This window comes from Nonomuraea sp. NPDC004354 (genome assembly GCF_053602555.1).
The window spans coordinates 329,348-344,098 of record NZ_JBSGDV010000002.1 but is presented as its reverse complement, the minus strand read 5'-3'; the positions used below and the strand labels follow the sequence as shown (position 1 = coordinate 344,098).

General features: G+C 68.5%; 17 protein-coding genes. 12 read left to right on the top strand and 5 right to left on the bottom strand.

Annotated features, from left to right (window positions below; translation table 11 throughout):
* Positions 1 to 233: 233 nt before the first annotated feature.
* Both ACWENQ_RS07305 and ACWENQ_RS07300 read right to left on the bottom strand, forming a co-directional pair.
* The gene (locus tag ACWENQ_RS07305; protein ID WP_354919231.1) at positions 234 to 1,313 is read right to left on the bottom strand and encodes an inositol-3-phosphate synthase; all 1,080 of its coding nucleotides are present in this window, start codon (positions 1,311 to 1,313) and stop codon (positions 234 to 236) included.
* A gap of 13 nt (positions 1,314 to 1,326) precedes the next feature.
* On the bottom strand, positions 1,327 to 1,905 hold the full coding sequence (locus ACWENQ_RS07300; RefSeq protein ID WP_449916004.1) for a helix-turn-helix transcriptional regulator: 579 nt from the start codon (positions 1,903 to 1,905) through the stop codon (positions 1,327 to 1,329).
* A 133-nt stretch (positions 1,906 to 2,038) separates the two neighbouring features.
* On the opposite strand from ACWENQ_RS07300, the gene ACWENQ_RS07295 reads away from it, so the two are divergent.
* The 4 genes from ACWENQ_RS07295 (at position 2,039) to ACWENQ_RS07280 (ending at position 7,460) form a co-directional block, all read left to right on the top strand.
* Positions 2,039 to 2,425, top strand: coding sequence for a DUF5318 family protein (locus tag ACWENQ_RS07295; protein ID WP_449916002.1), 387 nt, complete (start codon positions 2,039 to 2,041; stop codon positions 2,423 to 2,425).
* Positions 2,426 to 2,602: 177 nt separating this feature from the next.
* The gene (locus tag ACWENQ_RS07290) at positions 2,603 to 5,119 is read left to right on the top strand and encodes a transglycosylase domain-containing protein (RefSeq protein ID WP_452413159.1); all 2,517 of its coding nucleotides are present in this window, start codon (positions 2,603 to 2,605) and stop codon (positions 5,117 to 5,119) included.
* Positions 5,116 to 6,414, top strand: a complete 1,299-nt coding sequence (locus ACWENQ_RS07285; RefSeq protein WP_449915997.1) for a glycosyltransferase family 87 protein — start codon at positions 5,116 to 5,118, stop codon at positions 6,412 to 6,414. The genes ACWENQ_RS07290 and ACWENQ_RS07285 overlap by 4 nt, the downstream gene beginning before the upstream one ends.
* Positions 6,414 to 7,460 (top strand): mannosyltransferase family protein, encoded by a 1,047-nt coding sequence (locus ACWENQ_RS07280; RefSeq protein WP_452413158.1) that lies wholly within the window; start codon positions 6,414 to 6,416, stop codon positions 7,458 to 7,460. Before ACWENQ_RS07285 ends, ACWENQ_RS07280 begins: the two co-directional genes overlap by 1 nt.
* A 63-nt stretch (positions 7,461 to 7,523) precedes the next feature.
* On the opposite strand, the gene ACWENQ_RS07275 is transcribed toward ACWENQ_RS07280, so the two are convergent.
* The gene (locus tag ACWENQ_RS07275) at positions 7,524 to 8,267 is read right to left on the bottom strand and encodes a deoxyribonuclease IV (protein WP_449915994.1); all 744 of its coding nucleotides are present in this window, start codon (positions 8,265 to 8,267) and stop codon (positions 7,524 to 7,526) included.
* Between the two features lie 75 nt (positions 8,268 to 8,342).
* On the opposite strand from ACWENQ_RS07275, the gene ACWENQ_RS07270 reads away from it, so the two are divergent.
* On the top strand, positions 8,343 to 8,519 hold the full coding sequence (locus ACWENQ_RS07270; protein WP_449915991.1) for a hypothetical protein: 177 nt from the start codon (positions 8,343 to 8,345) through the stop codon (positions 8,517 to 8,519).
* A gap of 175 nt (positions 8,520 to 8,694) precedes the next feature.
* On the opposite strand, the gene ACWENQ_RS07265 is transcribed toward ACWENQ_RS07270, so the two are convergent.
* Positions 8,695 to 9,006 (bottom strand): hypothetical protein, encoded by a 312-nt coding sequence (locus tag ACWENQ_RS07265; protein ID WP_354919207.1) that lies wholly within the window; start codon positions 9,004 to 9,006, stop codon positions 8,695 to 8,697.
* A 187-nt stretch (positions 9,007 to 9,193) separates the two neighbouring features.
* Between ACWENQ_RS07265 and rpsF the strand changes: the two genes are divergently transcribed.
* The 4 genes from rpsF (at position 9,194) to rplI (ending at position 10,945) form a co-directional block, all read left to right on the top strand.
* Complete coding sequence (gene rpsF, locus ACWENQ_RS07260) at positions 9,194 to 9,484, top strand: 30S ribosomal protein S6 (protein ID WP_379572850.1); 291 nt, start codon at positions 9,194 to 9,196, stop codon at positions 9,482 to 9,484.
* 80 nt (positions 9,485 to 9,564) lie between these two features.
* Complete coding sequence (locus ACWENQ_RS07255) at positions 9,565 to 10,134, top strand: single-stranded DNA-binding protein (protein ID WP_449915987.1); 570 nt, start codon at positions 9,565 to 9,567, stop codon at positions 10,132 to 10,134.
* Between the two features lie 112 nt (positions 10,135 to 10,246).
* Positions 10,247 to 10,483 carry a 30S ribosomal protein S18 gene (rpsR, locus tag ACWENQ_RS07250; protein WP_020543048.1) on the top strand — a complete coding sequence of 79 codons (237 nt, stop codon included), beginning with the start codon at positions 10,247 to 10,249 and terminating at the stop codon, positions 10,481 to 10,483.
* A gap of 15 nt (positions 10,484 to 10,498) precedes the next feature.
* Positions 10,499 to 10,945: a 50S ribosomal protein L9 gene (rplI, locus tag ACWENQ_RS07245; RefSeq protein WP_354919198.1), complete on the top strand. Its 447-nt coding sequence runs from the start codon at positions 10,499 to 10,501 to the stop codon at positions 10,943 to 10,945.
* A 601-nt stretch (positions 10,946 to 11,546) separates the two neighbouring features.
* Here rplI and ACWENQ_RS07240 read toward each other — a convergent pair.
* Positions 11,547 to 12,125 (bottom strand): dienelactone hydrolase family protein, encoded by a 579-nt coding sequence (locus ACWENQ_RS07240; RefSeq protein WP_452413157.1) that lies wholly within the window; start codon positions 12,123 to 12,125, stop codon positions 11,547 to 11,549.
* A gap of 172 nt (positions 12,126 to 12,297) precedes the next feature.
* Here ACWENQ_RS07240 and ACWENQ_RS07235 point away from each other — a divergent pair, with 172 nt between their 5' ends.
* From ACWENQ_RS07235 to ACWENQ_RS07225, 3 genes are read left to right on the top strand one after another with little or no spacing between them, the layout of a single operon-like run.
* Positions 12,298 to 13,164 carry an ABC transporter substrate-binding protein gene (locus ACWENQ_RS07235; RefSeq protein WP_452413156.1) on the top strand — a complete coding sequence of 289 codons (867 nt, stop codon included), beginning with the start codon at positions 12,298 to 12,300 and terminating at the stop codon, positions 13,162 to 13,164.
* Positions 13,164 to 14,006: an amino acid ABC transporter permease gene (locus ACWENQ_RS07230; RefSeq protein ID WP_452413155.1), complete on the top strand. Its 843-nt coding sequence runs from the start codon at positions 13,164 to 13,166 to the stop codon at positions 14,004 to 14,006. The genes ACWENQ_RS07235 and ACWENQ_RS07230 overlap by 1 nt, the downstream gene beginning before the upstream one ends.
* Positions 14,003 to 14,746 (top strand): amino acid ABC transporter ATP-binding protein, encoded by a 744-nt coding sequence (locus ACWENQ_RS07225; RefSeq protein WP_354919186.1) that lies wholly within the window; start codon positions 14,003 to 14,005, stop codon positions 14,744 to 14,746. Before ACWENQ_RS07230 ends, ACWENQ_RS07225 begins: the two co-directional genes overlap by 4 nt.
* Positions 14,747 to 14,751 lie beyond the last annotated feature (5 nt).

Here is a 14,751-nt window from a genome sequence, read left to right as displayed (position 1 = left end):
GGGGATCTCCGGTTACGGCACGCCGGCGCCGGCGCCACCCGAGGCGCGGGGCCGGCGTCCCTCCAGGGAAGCGCTCACCGAGCGCCCGTGGCCGGCCGCCGTCACGGCGTACCCCGGAAACGCGGAACGTCTCGCCGTCGGGGCGGGGACCCCGTGCGCTGGAGTGGCGCACGGGGACAGCGCCCGGCCACGACGAGACGTCGGCGCTCAGGCCGGCCTGCCGTACGGGAGGACTACCGCTCCACCTCGCCGCGGATGAACTTCTCCACGTACTCGTGGGCCTCCTCGTCGGAGTACTGCTCGGGCGGCGACTTCATGAAGTAGGAGCTGGCCGACAGGATCGGCCCGGCGATCCCCCGGTCGAGGGCGATCTTCGCGGCGCGTACCGCGTCGATGATGACGCCCGCCGAGTTGGGCGAGTCCCACACCTCGAGCTTGTACTCCAGGTTCAGCGGGGTGTCGCCGAACGAGCGGCCCTCCAGGCGGACGTAGGCCCACTTGCGGTCGTCGAGCCACGGCACGTGGTCGGACGGGCCGATGTGCACGTCGGCCTTGGCCATCTCGTGCGGGATCTGCGATGTGACGGACTGCGTCTTGGAGATCTTCTTCGACTGGAGCCGCTTGCGCTCCAGCATGTTCATGAAGTCCATGTTGCCGCCGAAGTTGAGCTGGTAGGTGCGCAGCAGCTCGACCCCGCGGTCCTCGAACAGCTTGGCCATCACGCGGTGCGTGATGGTGGCGCCGACCTGCGACTTGATGTCGTCGCCGACGATCGGCACGCCCGCCTCGGTGAACTTCTCCGCCCACTCGGGGTCGGAGGCGATGAAGACCGGCAGCGCGTTCACGAACGCCACCTTGGCGTCGAGCGCGCACTGGGCGTAGAAGCGGTCGGCCTCCTCCGAGCCCACCGGCAGGTAGGACACCAGCACGTCCACCCGGGCGTCCTTCAGCACCCGCACGACGTCCACGGGCGCCTCGTCGGACTCCTCGATGATCTCGCGGTAGAACTCGCCGAGACCGTCGAAGGTGTGGCCGCGCTGGACGATGACACCGGTCGGCGGCACGTCCGTGATCTTGATCGTGTTGTTCTCGCTGGCGACGATCGCCTCGGACAGGTCGCGGCCGACCTTCTTGGCGTCGACGTCGAAAGCGGCGACGAACTCGATGTCACCGACGTGGTAGTCGCCGAACTTGACGTGCATCAGACCCGGCACTCGTGTGTCCGGGTCGGCGTCCTTGTAGTAGTGAACGCCCTGAATCAGCGACGCCGCGCAGTTGCCGACACCGACAACGGCTACGCGTACCGAACCCATCGCACTCGCTCCCTTACTCATCTGATGACGTATCTTTCTCGGGCTCCTGTGAGGCCCTGCGTTCCGTGGCGATCAGCTCGTTCAGCCAACGCACCTCGCGTTCGACCGATTCCAGACCGTGACGCTGCAGCTCCAACGTGTAGCTGTCGAGGCGCTCCCTGGTGCGGGCCAGCGCGGTGCGGACGCTGTCGAGCCGTTCCTCGAGGCGGCTGCGGCGTCCTTCGAGGATGCGCAGCCGTACTTCGGCCTCCGTGTGCCTGAAGAAGGCGAAGTGGACGCCGAAGCTCTCGTCCTCCCACGCGGACGGGCCTGCCTGGGTGAGCAGGTCCTGCAGCCGCTCCTTGCCGTCGGCGGTGAGTTTGTAGACGATCTTCGATCGCCCTCCGACGACCGCCTCCGCCGGGCGCTCCTCCATGATGAGCCCCTGCTCCAGCAGTGACTTCAGGCACGGGTACAGCGAGCCGTAGGAGAAGGCTCTGAACATCCCCAGCAGCGCGTTGAGCCGTTTGCGCAGCTCGTAGCCATGGAGAGGGGTCTCGTGCAGCGACCCGAGCACGGCGAGTTCAAGCACTCTGCCCTGTCCGCTGGCCAAGGAAACCGCCCCCTCTCGCGCCGATGTATCGAGTCGATACATCCACACAATACGTCGCGTCGCTATATCGCCGCAATCAACGGATTCCCCAAGAGGTTGGGTGGAATCGGCAAAAAGCCGTAGTCTGGCGCCCATGTGGTCTCAGCGAGGGGTGGTGGACTACGGGCTGGCGAAGCGGGCGGCAGTGCGCTCACTTCGCTCCGGGCATGCCTCCACTCGTGATGTCTGCGACGCACAGCCCTATCTCCTTCGCGCGGCACGGCACTTCGGCGAACCGACCGAACGTCCCTGCCCGGTATGCGCGAGAGAGAACGTCACCAACGTGACCTATGTCTACGGCGACGCGCTGGGCCGACATGCCGGTCGCGCAAAGGCCACATCAGAGATCCTCGAGATGGCCCATGATTACGAGGAGTTCAGGGTCTATGTGGTCGAGGTATGTCAGGGTTGTTCCTGGAACCACCTGACCGTCTCTTATGTCCTCGGCACCGGGCCGCCTGACAGCGTCGGCACCACGTGAACCGAGGACGGCGCCCGCCGTGCCAGATGACGACGATGCGAGGACGTGTTGAGTAACAGCAGCTATGGTCCCGAGCCGATCGGACGCGGAGAGCGCGCTGAAGGGACGGGTCGCCAGGGGAGGCGCCGTCGCTCGAGTCCCGTGCCCGCTTCGCAGCCGACACAAACCGGCTGGGGCATGGAACGCCGTCCCGAGGCCGCCTACGAGCAGACGGGCGCGATGGACGCGCAGCCGCCCGCACCCTCCCGGCCGTCGGGGCCGCAGCAGGTGCCGCCACAGCAGACCGCGCAGTACCCCGTGGACGGACCCCCGTCGCGCCGGCGCGGTGCCGAGGAGACGATGGTGGGCGGACCCGAGCCGCGCCGCTCCCGCGGCGGCCGGGGCCCGCGCGGCCCCGAGGGCCCGGGTCGCGGCGGCGGTGGCGAAGGCGGCGACGCGGGGAAGGGCCGCCGCGGCTGGAAGCGGTTCATCCCGAACTGGAAGATCGTCATGGCCAGCATGGTCGTGCTGGCCGCCGGCCTGTTCGGGATGATCTGGGTCGCCTACGCGAACACACCGCTGCCCGAGGTCGCCCAGCAGAACGCGGTCGCGCAGGAAAGCATCATCTACTACCGGGACGGCAAGACCGAGATCGCCCGCTGGGGCATCCCGCGAAAGATCATCAAGTTCAGCGAGGTCAACGACGCGGTCAAGGACGCGACGATCGCCATCGAGAACAAGACCTTCTGGGAGGACTCCGGCATCTCCATCCCCGGCATCGCCCGCTCGGTGTGGATGACCGTGACCCGCCAGCAGGTCCAGGGCGCCTCCACCATCACCCAGCAGATGGCGCGCAACTACTACGAGGGCCTCAGCCAGGAGCAGTCGATCCAGCGGAAGGTCAAAGAGATCTTCGTCGCGGTGAAGCTCAACAAGGAGAAGTCCAAAGAGGACATCCTCATGGACTACCTCAACACGATCAACTACGGCCGTGCCTACGGCATCCAGGCGGCCGCCGAGGCCTACTTCGGCAAGAACACCAAGGCCGCCAAGCTCACCCCCGCGCAGGCGGCGTACCTGGCCGCCCGCATCCAGCAGCCCAACTGGGACGGTGAGGACCCCCGGCTGAAGTCGCGGTGGAGCACCGTGATCAAGTACATGGCCGACCAGTTCCCGCAGAAGTACGGCAACCTGCCGGCGACCGCCAAGTGGCCGAAGGTCAAGAAGCCCACCGACAAGAGCGAGATGTCCGGGCTCACCGGCTACATGGTCAGGGAGGTCCTCAACGAGCTCGAGCGCAACAACATCAGCAGCGACGAGATCGAGCGCAGCGGCTACCGGATCGTCTCGACGTTCGACAAGCAGCTGATGAGGGACGCCAAGGCGGCGGTCGAGGGCGTGACCGCGCGCATGAACAAGGAGTTCCACGCGGGTCTGGCCGCCGTCGACCCCCGAAACGGCAGGGTGCTCGCCTTCTACGGCGGCAGGAACTACATCACCGACCCGTGGAACGAGCCCTTCAAGTCGTACAAGCAGGCGGCCTCGGCCTTCAAGCCGTACGTGCTGGCCGCCTGGCTCGACGCCGGCTACAGCCTCAACAGCTTCGTGCCGGGCAACGAGACCGTGCCCAAGGAGATCCCGGGCCAGCAGATCGGCGGCTACCGCAACAGCCACAACGTCGGCCAGGCCGTCGATGTCGTCAAGGCCACCGCCGCCTCGGTCAACACCGCGTACGTCTCCATGGCCTACAAGCTGCCCGGCCAGCTGGAGGACGTGAAGCGGATCGTCGTGGAGGCGGGCCTCGGCAAGAAGCGGATGGACGACGACGTCGCCTCCCACGCCTACGGCTTCTCGATCGGCTCGGCGCTGGTGTCCCCCGTCGAGCAGGCGGCCGGCTACTCGATCTTCGCCAACGGCGGCAAGCACGCCGACTACCACGTGGTTCAGAAGGTCCTCAACCCGGACAAGAGCGTCCGCTGGAACCCCGAGAAGAAGCTGCCGCGACAGGTGATCTCGGCCGAGGCCGCCGCCGACGCCACCGCCGCGATGCAGTCGGTGCTCAAGGCCGGCGGCACCGCCGCGGGCAAGGGCCTGGGCAACCGTCCGGCCGCCGGCAAGACCGGCACCAACAACGACGAGAAGGAAGCCTGGTTCGTCGGCTACACGCCGCAGATCTCCACCGCGGTCGGCTTCTACCGCGAGGAGTGCAGGACCGCCTCCGGCAAGGTCGTACCGCCGCAGCACTCCAACTGCCCCGTGACCGACGGCAAGAAGAACAGCAAGTACGACGGGATCAACAAGGTCTACACCAAGCCCTACGAGGTGTCGCTGGGCTTCGAGGGCGCCGGTCCGCCCACCGAGGTGTGGCGTGCCTTCATGCTGCGCGCCCACGAGACGCTGAAGCTGCCGGTCGAGCAGTTCCCGGCCAGGGCGAACATCGGCCAGTCCGAGAACATCGTGGAGAAGCCGGAGCCCAAGCCGACCCCGACCACCGACAACCCGTTCGGCACGCCGGACGACCCGTGGGGCGACGACAACGGCAACGACTGCGGCCTGCTCGGCTGCGACAGCGACGACGACAACGACGGCCTGCCCGAGGACGGCCAGACGGAGGCCGACAGGCTCGGTGACGTCGGCTCCGGCGACGACCCGATGGGCGGCGGCGCGATCGTGCCCGATCCCATGGCCGGATCCACCAGGCGCGACAGCGAATGACACGGCTGGGGACGACGGCGCGGACGGTCGTGCCGTACCTGCCCCTGGGGCTCATGGCGGCCCTGGGGGCGGTCCTCGCCTACGTCTGGAAGCTGCCCTGCAGGACGGGCGGCTGGAACAACTCCATCCAGACGTACGCGAACGCCTGCTACACCGACATCTACCCGCTCTTCTTCGACCGGCAGCTCCACACGCAGGACCCGTACTTCGCCGCGGTGCCGTTCGACAAGCAGGTGGAGTACCCCGTCGTGCTCGGCGAGGTCATGCAGGTCATCGCCTGGCTGGTGCGCCGGCTGGCGCCGGACGAGGCGACCCAGGCGGTGCGGTTCTACGACATCACGGTGATCCTGCTGGGGATCTCCCTCGTGATCGGCGTGCTGCTGATGGCCGCCGTGGCCGGGCCCACCCGCAGATGGGACGCCGCCTGGTACGCCCTCGCCCCCGGCGTGATCCTCGCCGCCTACATCAACTGGGACCTGATCGCGGGCGCGCTGTCGATGGGCTTCCTGCTGGCGTGGGCGCGCCGCCGCCAGGTGCTGGCCGGCGTGCTGCTCGGTCTGGCGATCGCGACCAAGTTCTACCCGCTGATGTTCCTCGGCGCGCTGTTCCTGCTGACCGTGCGCACCGGAAAATGGCGGCCCTTCCTCGTCTCGCTGGGCTCGGCGGTGGCGGCCTGGCTCGTCGTCAACGTCCCGTTCATGGTGCTGGCGTGGGAGGGCTGGCGGCGCTTCTACGTCTTCTCCCAGGAGCGCGGCGTCGACTGGGGCTCGCCCTGGCTGTTCTTCGAGCGCAAGGACTGGCCGATCCTCGGCGACATGGACCCGAGCCTGCTCGGCATGGTCTCGCTGGCGCTGCTGTGTCTCGGCATCGCCGTCCTGACCGTGCTGGCGCCGCAGCGGCCCCGCCTGGCGCAGATCTGCTTCCTGGCGCTGGCCGCGTTCATGATGACCAACAAGGTGTGGTCGCCGCAGTTCGTGCTGTGGCTGGTGCCGTTCGCCGTGCTGGCCAGGCCCAACTGGAAGCCGCTGGCGCTGTGGCAGGTCGCCGAGGTGTGGTACTTCTTCGCGATCTGGCTCTACCTGCTCTACCAGGACGAGGCGAGCAGGCACCTGGGCATCGGCGACGACGTCTACTTCACCGCCGTCTGGGGCCGCGTCATCACGATCCTCATCATGATGGCGTTCGTGGTGCGCGACATCCTCCGTCCCGACAAGGACGTGGTACGGCAGGCAGGCGTCGACGACCAGACGGGCGGCGTCTTCGACCGCGCCCCTGACAGGTTCGCGCTCACCTGATGAGGGCGCTCGGGATCTGGGTCACCTCCCGTCTCGGGCTCCTGCTCGCCACCCTGATGGGCGCGTCATGGCTGGCCGGCGCGGGCGGCTACCTCGACAGGTGGAAGCAGTGGGACGCCAGCCTCTTCGTCACGATCGCCCAGCACGGCTACGGCGGCGACCCCGGCGCCCCGCGTGACCCCGGCCTGCCCGCGTTCTTCCCTGGCATGCCCGCCATGCTCAGGCTCGTCCACCTGGTCGTCCCCGACTGGGCGCTGTGCGGGCTGCTGATCTCGCTGGTCGCGGGCGGCGTGGCGGCGATGGCGCTGGCGCGGCTCGCGGAGTTCGAGGGCGGCTCGGGCTCCACGGCGGTGCTGGCCATGGTGCTGTTCCCCACGGCGGTCTTCCTGGCCGCCGGCTACAGCGAGGCGTTGTTCCTCGCGCTCGCGATCCCCGCCTGGCTGGCGGCGCGCAGGAGGCAGTGGGCCGCCGCCGCGCTGCTGGCCGCAGGGGCGTCCGCCGTCCGGATCACGGGGATGTTCCTGGCGGTCGCGCTGATCGTGGAGTTCGTGCTCAGCAAGCCGCGCTGGCGGGAACTGCCGTGGCTGACCGTCCCCTTCGTCTCGTTGCTCGCCTACTCGTGGTATCTGCATGACCGTACCGGTGACTGGCTGGCCTGGAAGCACGCGCAGGAGGCCGGGTGGGGCCGGGAGATGGTGTGGCCATGGGAGGCGTGGCGGACCACCTGGAACTCGGCCATGGGCACCGACGACTTCGCCGTCGCCTTCCGGATGGAGATCGTCGGCGCCGTGGTGGCCGTCGCGGTGCTGGTCTGGCTGCTCGTGCGGCGCCGGTGGAGCGAGTTCGTCTACTGCGGCCTGCAGGCGGGCGCGCTGCTGCTGTCGGCCTACTACCTGTCGGTGCCGCGCGCCCTGATCCTGTGGTTCCCGCTGTGGGTGCTGATCTCCCGGCTGTCGACCCGGTGGATCATCGGGTACGGCCTGCTCCTCGGCCCGCTGATGGTGCTGAACACCCTGAGGTTCCTCACCGGCGCGTGGGCCGGCTGACATCCGTACCCGCTTCCGGTGGAAAGTAATCCATGGAAGTTATCCACAGGCTGTGTGTTTCCCTCACAGGTTCTTGCGGAGGAAGGCGATGTCCTCGGCCTGACCTGCGAACGGCGTCTCCACGATGATCGGCGCCCCCGCCCTGCGGCACACCTCCAGAATCAGCTCGGACTCGATCTGCCCCTGACCGAGGTTGGCGTGGCGGTCGGCGCCCGAGTCGAAGGCGTCACGCGAGTCGTTGCAGTGGACCAGGTCGATGCGGCCGGTGATGGCCTTGACCCGGTCGACCACGTCCACCAGCTCCTCGCCGCCCGCGTGGGCGTGGCAGGTGTCGAGGCAGAAGCCCACGTCGAACCCGTCGAGCGCCTCCCACAGCCGGGCGATGCGGTCGAGCCTGCGCGCGATGGCGTTGCCGCCGCCCGCGGTGTTCTCGATCAGCACGGGGATGGGGCACTCCATCCGCTCGAACACCTTGCGCCAGTTGTCGAACCCGATCTGCGGGTCCTCGTCCTTGTTGAGGTGGCCGCCGTGGACGATCAGGCCCTTGGCGCCGAGGCCCGCGGCCGCCTTGAGATGCTGCTCCAGCAGCTTGCGGCTGGGAATCCTGATCCGGTTGTTGGTCGTCGCCACGTTGATCAGGTAGGGCGCGTGGATGTAGATGTCGACGCCCTCGACCGGCTTGTCGGGCAGCACGGGCGCCTTGTAGCCCTGCGGGTCGCCGAGGAAGAACTGCACGATCTCCGCGTCGCGTTCGGCCGCGTGGGCCGCGGGATCGTCCTGGTCGACATGAGCTCCGATGCGCACCATGCCTCCCAGGCTATCCGTTTCGGCGGCACGGATCAGGGCAGTCGAGGCGCAGCCCCCCGACGCTAGGAGCGCCAGATGACCCGCTATCGCTTAGGTAGTTTCCTCTTTCTGATCTACGTCCTGGTCGGCCTCTACGTGGCCTGGATCCACGACTACATCACCCCGGCTTTGCTGAAGGACGTGGCCGAGGCGCTGCTGGCCACGTTCCTGTGGTTCGTCCTCCTCCTCGGCGGCGACCTGCACCTGGGGTGAGACCGGCCCGGCGCTCCTCCGCCGCGGCCGCCCAAGGGCGGAGGAGCCCGTTCCACGGGCCCACCTTCACGGGCACGCCTTCACAGGCACGCCTTCACGGGCACGCCTTCACGGGCACGTCTTCACGGGCACACGGAAGAACGGCACCGCCCGGGGTGCCGCCCGCATCGGGGTGTTATGGCAGGAACCCGCCGCGCGCGATGCCCAGTGCCACGCCCACGAACGACGCCACGATCCCCACGATGTTCAGCGCCCGTTCCGGCGTGGTCGCCGAGATGTACTGCGAGTAGAGCCCGAGGCCGAAGCCGAGCGCCCCCACCCACGACGAGACGACGTGGGCGTCGGGGAAGAAGGTCGACCCGAACGCGACCAGGCCGCACACCAGCGTGGCGATCGACAGCAGGTTCTCGATCGGGTGCGGGCGGCCGTCGCTGTTGAGCGTCAGCCTGGACCTCTCGTTCTCGCCGGGACGAAGCACGTGTGGCATGGCTACCACCCCCTCATCTGTAAAGGAGTTCCCATCCGTGCGCGGCTGGTAACCTGAGCAGGCTGCGTTGTGCTGTGTCAACCGCCACCGGGTCGCCGAAAGGGGCGATCCCGGGAAAAACGTCAGCGTCCTCCTGTCACGACAGATTGTCGTGACCGCAAGAGTCCAGAGGAGGTTGGAGTCCATCATGCGTCGTTACGAAGTAATGGTGATCCTGGACCCTTCGCTCGATGAGCGCACTGTGGCGCCGTCCCTCGACCAGTTCCTCGCCGTCGTCCGCAACGACGGTGGCACCGTGGAGAAGGTCGACGTGTGGGGCCGCCGTCGCCTTGCCTACGACATCGACAAGAAGTCGGAAGGCATCTACGCCGTCATCGACCTGTCCGCCGAGCCGGCCACGGTCAAGGAGCTCGACCGCCAGATGAACCTCAACGAGGGCATCATGCGGACCAAGGTTCTCCGCCCGGACGTGCACTAAGCAGCTCGTTCTCCCGATTTTCTGTCGGGGGCGGGCCGTAGTCTGAGCCGTAACCCAAGAGTTGAGGAAGGGCTCCAGCCATGGCAGCAGGCGACACCGTCATCACCATCGTCGGCAATCTTGTCAACGATCCTGAGCTGCGCTTCACCCCTACGGGGCAAGCCGTGGCCCAGTTCCGCGTCGCGTCCACTCCGCGGTTCATGGACCGCCAGACCAACGAGTGGAAGGACGGCGAAAGCCTCTTCCTGACCTGCAACGTGTGGCGGCAGGCGGCCGAGAACGTCGCCGAGTCGCTGCAGCGCGGCATGCGGGTCATCGTTCAGGGGCGGCTCAAGCAGCGGTCTTACGAGACCAAGGAAGGCGAGAAGCGCACGGTCTACGAGGTCGAGGTCGACGAGATCGGCCCGTCCCTGCGTAACGCCACCGCCAAGGTCAACCGCACCTCCCGTCAGGGTGGTGGCGGCGGCTTCGGCGGCGGCCCCGCCGACGACCCGTGGGCCTCGGCCACGCCCGCCCCGCCCCAGGGCGGCGGCTTCGGCGGCGGCGGTGGCGGCGGCTACGGCGGCGGCAACCAGGGTGGCGGCTTCGGCGGCCAGCAGGGTGGCGGCGGCTTCGGCGGCGGCGACTTCAGCGACGAGCCTCCCTTCTAACCCGAAGGGCCCGTTCGCGGGCCCTTCCCGGTCGGGCCGCCAGGCCTGACCACCTGTCAACAAGCCCGAGTCCATTCCCGCTTCACGGCGGGGCTCTGAAAGGAGCACCACGATGGCTAAGCCGGCACTGCGCAAGCCCAAGAAGAAGGTTTGCCTGTTCTGCCACGACAAGATCTCCTACGTCGACTACAAGGACACGGCGCTGCTTCGGAAGTTCATCTCCGACCGCGGCAAGATCCGTGCGCGCCGGGTGACGGGCAACTGCACCCAGCACCAGCGCGACGTGGCGACCGCGATCAAGAACGCCCGTGAGGTGGCTCTGCTGCCCTACACGAGCACCGCGCGCTAAGGGAGGACTTGCGACATGAAGCTCATCCTCACCACCGAGGTCTCCGGCCTCGGCGCCCCCGGCGACATCGTCGAGGTCAAGGACGGCTACGGCCGCAACTACCTCGTGCCCCGCGGCTACGCGATCCAGTGGACGCGTGGTGGCGAGAAGCAGATCGCTTCGATCAAGAAGGCGCGCGACGCCCGCGAGATCCGCGACCTGGGCACCGCCAAGGAGGTCGCCGGCCAGCTCCGCGCCCTCAAGGTCAAACTGGCGACCCGCGCTGGCGAGTCCGGCCGCCTGTTCGGCTCCGTCACCACCGGTGACATCGCCGAGGCGGTCCAGAAGGCCGGTGGCCCGGCCCTCGACCGTCGCCGCATCGAGATCGTCAACGCGATCAAGAGCGTCGGCTCCCACAAGGTCAGCGTCAAGCTGCACCCCGAGGTCTCCGCTTCCCTCGACGTCGAAGTCGTCGCCGGCTAGCGGTTTCCGCACCAGCGAAAACCCCCGCGGGGATTCCCGCGGGGGTTTTCGTCATTCCACGGCCTCTCAGCCCGACCTGGACCGAGGCACGCTCCTTCCCACGATCTCGCCCGGGGGATCGCGGGCGGGCGCGCTTCCTGCCCGCTCCGCCCGGCGCTCAGGCGGTCACTCACTCTCGCAGTTCTGTCAGGGGACCCTGCGAGGGCGTGCTTCCCTGTTCGCGCCGCTCAGGCAGTCGCTCTCGCGGTTCTGCCCGGGGATCGTGCGTGGCCGGGACACCGGCGCTGCCCGCCGTCTGCCGCTCACTCGCGAGGCTCTGCCCGCTCCGCCCGTCGTCCGCTGGTCGCTCGCGAGTCCTCGGTCACGCGCGAGGCTCTGCCCGCGCTGCCCGCTGTCCGCCGGTCACTCGCGGTTCTGTTCGGGGATCGTGCGGGGGTCGGGCAGGCTTGCTCGCTGGGCTCGCGTGCGGGGCTTCCCGTCGCGGATGGGGTGGTCGCGTCCGTCGATGCCCGCCGCCGCGAACCGAAGGACGCTCGCCGCCGCGAACCGAAGGACGCTCGCCGCCGTGACCCGAGCCGGCGAGCGCCGGCCGTGCGGGCGGCTACGCGACCCGGTTGAGAAAGCCCAGCACCCGTTCGGTGAGCAGCGTGGTGGCCGGCTCGTCGTAGGCGGGCAGGCTGGGGTCGGCGAACAGGTGCTTGTCGCCGGGGTAGAGGAACAGCTCGGCGTCCGCGGCCGTCGCGACGAGCGCGCGGGCCGCCGCGAGGTCGCCCTCGTCGACGAAGAACGGGTCGGCGTCCATGCCGTGCACCTGGACCGGCACGCCGTCGGGCCAGCCGCCGCCGAACTCGGCGGTCGGGACGCAGGCGTGGACCAGCACCGCGCCCTTCGCTCCTGCTCGGGTCTGGGCCAGCAGCTGCGCCGGCATCACCCCGAGCGAGAACCCGGCGTAGACGAGCTCGCCGGGCAGCCCTTCGGCGGCGGCCCGCCCCCGTTCGACGATCGCGTCGAACCCGGTCTTCTGGGCGTAGGCGACGCCCTCCTCGAGGCCGGCGAAGACCTGCCCCTCGAACAGGTCGGGCACGTGGACGGTGTGGCCGGCCCGCCTGAGCTCCTCGGCGAACACGCGGACACCGGACGTCAACCCGTGCGCGTGATGGAACAGCAACACCTCGGCCATGTCTCTCCCTTTCCCGTGGCGCCCGGTCGGCTCCGTGGTACCGAGTATCGCCGGGGGCCCTGACAGTTTCCGGTGTCCGGCCGCCGAAGAACACGTACATATAGGCCCGGATGGAACCGCCATTAGGCCCACGTACAATTTGCACGTTCATTCAGTAGACGTGGAGACGCCCATGGTTCGCCCTTCTATGCTGTTCGCTCTCGGTGCGCTGGCGACGGCGACTGTGGCGTGCGCCCCAGCCGACAACACCGCCAGTACGGCCGCCCCGAGCGGCGCCGCCTCCACCGCCTGCACGAAGGGCCAGCTCAAGCTCGTCAACGCGGGCAAGCTGACGATCGGCACCGACAAGCCGGCCTACGAGCCGTGGTTCAAGGACGACGACCCGAGCAACGGCCAGGGCTTCGAGAGCGCGATCGCCTACGCGGTCGCCGGTGAGATGGGCTTCGACCGCGACGAGGTGCAGTGGTCGACGGTCAAGTTCGACACCGCCTTCGCCCCCGGCGCGAAGAAGTTCGACTTCGACATCAACCAGGTCTCGATCACGCCCGCGCGGGCCCAGGCGGTCGACTTCAGCGACGGCTACTACACCGCCAAGCAGGCCGTCGTCGCGGTGAAGGGGGCGAAGGTCGCGGGCGCCACGTCGCTGGCGGCGCTCAAGGACGCCGCGATCGGCGTGCAGGTCGGCACGACCGCGTTCAGCGCCGTCCAGGACATCATCAAGCCGGCCAAGCAGCCGAAGGTCTACAACGACCAGATCGACGCGGTCAACGCGCTGAAGAACGGCCAGATCGACGCGCTCGTCGTCGACCTGCCGACGGCCTTCTACGTGACCGCCGCCCAGGTGGACAACTCCGCCATCATCGGCCAGTTCAGCGCCTCGGGCGGCACGCCCGAGGAGTTCGGCCTGGTCATGGAGAAGGGCAGCGCGCTGAAGTCCTGCGTCGACAAGGCGGTCGACGCGCTCAAGACCAAGGGCGAGCTGGCCAAGATCGAGCAGCAGTGGCTCGGCGAGGCGGCGGGTGCTCCCGAGCTGAAGTGATGGCGTCCACCTGGGTCAAGAGCGAAAAGCAGCTCGAACGTGAGCGGGTGCGCGTCAGGCGCGCCCGCCGTTCGGCCTCCACCGCCACCGTCTCCACGATCGTCTTCCTGGTGCTCGTGGTCTGGGTGGTCACGAACGCGCCCGGCTGGGACCGGGTGCAGGACACCTTCTTCAACCCCGAGCAGTTCGTCGCCGCGCTGCCGGACGTGCTCGACGGGTTCCTGCTCAACGTCAAGATCTTCCTGATCGCCGAGCCGCTGATCCTCGTCGTCGGGCTGCTGGTGGCGCTGGCCCGCGGGCTGACCGCCCCGGTGTTCTTCCCGCTGCGCTGCCTGGCTGTCGCCTACACCGACATCTTCCGCGGCATCCCGACGATCCTGCTGGTCTACCTGGTGGGCTTCGGCCTGCCCGCGCTGCGGCTGCAGGGCACCCCCTCGGACGAGGCGACGCTGGGCATCATCGCGCTGACGCTCTCCTACGGCGCCTACGTGGCGGAGGTGTTCCGCTCCGGCATCGAGTCGATCCATCCGAGCCAGGTGGCCGCGGCCCGCTCGCTCGGGCTGACACAGGGCAAGACGTTGCGCTTCGTGGTGCTGCCGCAGGCCGTGCGCAGGGTGATCCCGCCCCTGCTGAACGACTTCGTGTCGCTGCAGAAGGACACGGCGCTGGTGGCGACGATCGGGGCGATCGAGGCGCTCAGGCAGGCCCAGATCCACGCGTCCAGCTCCTTCAACTACACGCCCTACCTGGTGGCCGCGCTGCTGTTCATCCTGCTCACCATCCCGATGGCGCGCTTCACCGACTACCTGGCCGCGCGGTCGCAGAGGCGGAGGGGACGATGAGCGTGCTCACCCTCGAAGGGGTGTGGAAGAGCTACCACGACCATCCCGTGCTGCGCGGGATCGACCTCGAGGTGGCGCCGCACGAGGTGGTCTGCCTCATCGGCGCCTCCGGATCGGGCAAGTCCACCCTGCTGCGTACGGTGAACCTGCTCGAGACCGTCGACGACGGGATCATCACGCTCGACGGGCGGGAGATCACCGACCCGGATGTCGACGTCGACGACGTGCGCAAGCGCATGGGCATCGTCTTCCAGGCGTTCAACCTGTTCCCGCACATGAGCGTCCTGGACAACATCACGCTGGCTCCGCGCCAGGTGCACGGGGTGTCCAGGAAGCAGGCGGAGGAGCAGGCCAGGGAGCTGCTGGCCAGGTTCGGCCTGGCGGAGAAGGCGAAGGCCTACCCCGACCAGCTGTCGGGCGGGCAGCAGCAGCGGGTGGCCATCATCCGTGCCATGGCCACGCAGCCCCGGCTGATGCTGCTCGACGAGGTCACCTCGGCGCTCGACCCCGAACTGGTCACCGAGGTGCTCGGGGTCATCAGGGAGCTCAAGAGCGCGGGCATGACCATGGTCCTGACCACGCACGAGATGAGCTTCTGCCGGGACATCGCCGACACCGTCTGCTTCCTGGACGGCGGCGTGCTGCTCGAACGCGGCACGCCCGAGCAGATCTTCACCGATCCCCGGCACCCGCGCACCCGCGACTTCCTGCGCAGCGTGATCGAGTCCGGCCGCTTCTAGGAACG

Coding starts and splice junctions, on each gene's coding strand:
- ACWENQ_RS07305 (WP_354919231.1), bottom strand. CDS start 1,313: ATGGGTTCGGTACGCGTAGCCGTTGTCGGTGTCGGCAACTGCGCGGCG.
- ACWENQ_RS07295 (WP_449916002.1), top strand. CDS start 2,039: ATGTGGTCTCAGCGAGGGGTGGTGGACTACGGGCTGGCGAAGCGGGCG.
- ACWENQ_RS07290 (WP_452413159.1), top strand. CDS start 2,603: ATGGAACGCCGTCCCGAGGCCGCCTACGAGCAGACGGGCGCGATGGAC.
- ACWENQ_RS07285 (WP_449915997.1), top strand. CDS start 5,116: ATGACACGGCTGGGGACGACGGCGCGGACGGTCGTGCCGTACCTGCCC.
- ACWENQ_RS07280 (WP_452413158.1), top strand. CDS start 6,414: ATGAGGGCGCTCGGGATCTGGGTCACCTCCCGTCTCGGGCTCCTGCTC.
- ACWENQ_RS07275 (WP_449915994.1), bottom strand. CDS start 8,267: ATGGTGCGCATCGGAGCTCATGTCGACCAGGACGATCCCGCGGCCCAC.
- ACWENQ_RS07270 (WP_449915991.1), top strand. CDS start 8,343: ATGACCCGCTATCGCTTAGGTAGTTTCCTCTTTCTGATCTACGTCCTG.
- ACWENQ_RS07265 (WP_354919207.1), bottom strand. CDS start 9,006: ATGCCACACGTGCTTCGTCCCGGCGAGAACGAGAGGTCCAGGCTGACG.
- rpsF (WP_379572850.1), top strand. CDS start 9,194: ATGCGTCGTTACGAAGTAATGGTGATCCTGGACCCTTCGCTCGATGAG.
- ACWENQ_RS07255 (WP_449915987.1), top strand. CDS start 9,565: ATGGCAGCAGGCGACACCGTCATCACCATCGTCGGCAATCTTGTCAAC.
- rpsR (WP_020543048.1), top strand. CDS start 10,247: ATGGCTAAGCCGGCACTGCGCAAGCCCAAGAAGAAGGTTTGCCTGTTC.
- rplI (WP_354919198.1), top strand. CDS start 10,499: ATGAAGCTCATCCTCACCACCGAGGTCTCCGGCCTCGGCGCCCCCGGC.
- ACWENQ_RS07240 (WP_452413157.1), bottom strand. CDS start 12,125: ATGGCCGAGGTGTTGCTGTTCCATCACGCGCACGGGTTGACGTCCGGT.
- ACWENQ_RS07235 (WP_452413156.1), top strand. CDS start 12,298: ATGGTTCGCCCTTCTATGCTGTTCGCTCTCGGTGCGCTGGCGACGGCG.
- ACWENQ_RS07230 (WP_452413155.1), top strand. CDS start 13,164: ATGGCGTCCACCTGGGTCAAGAGCGAAAAGCAGCTCGAACGTGAGCGG.
- ACWENQ_RS07225 (WP_354919186.1), top strand. CDS start 14,003: ATGAGCGTGCTCACCCTCGAAGGGGTGTGGAAGAGCTACCACGACCAT.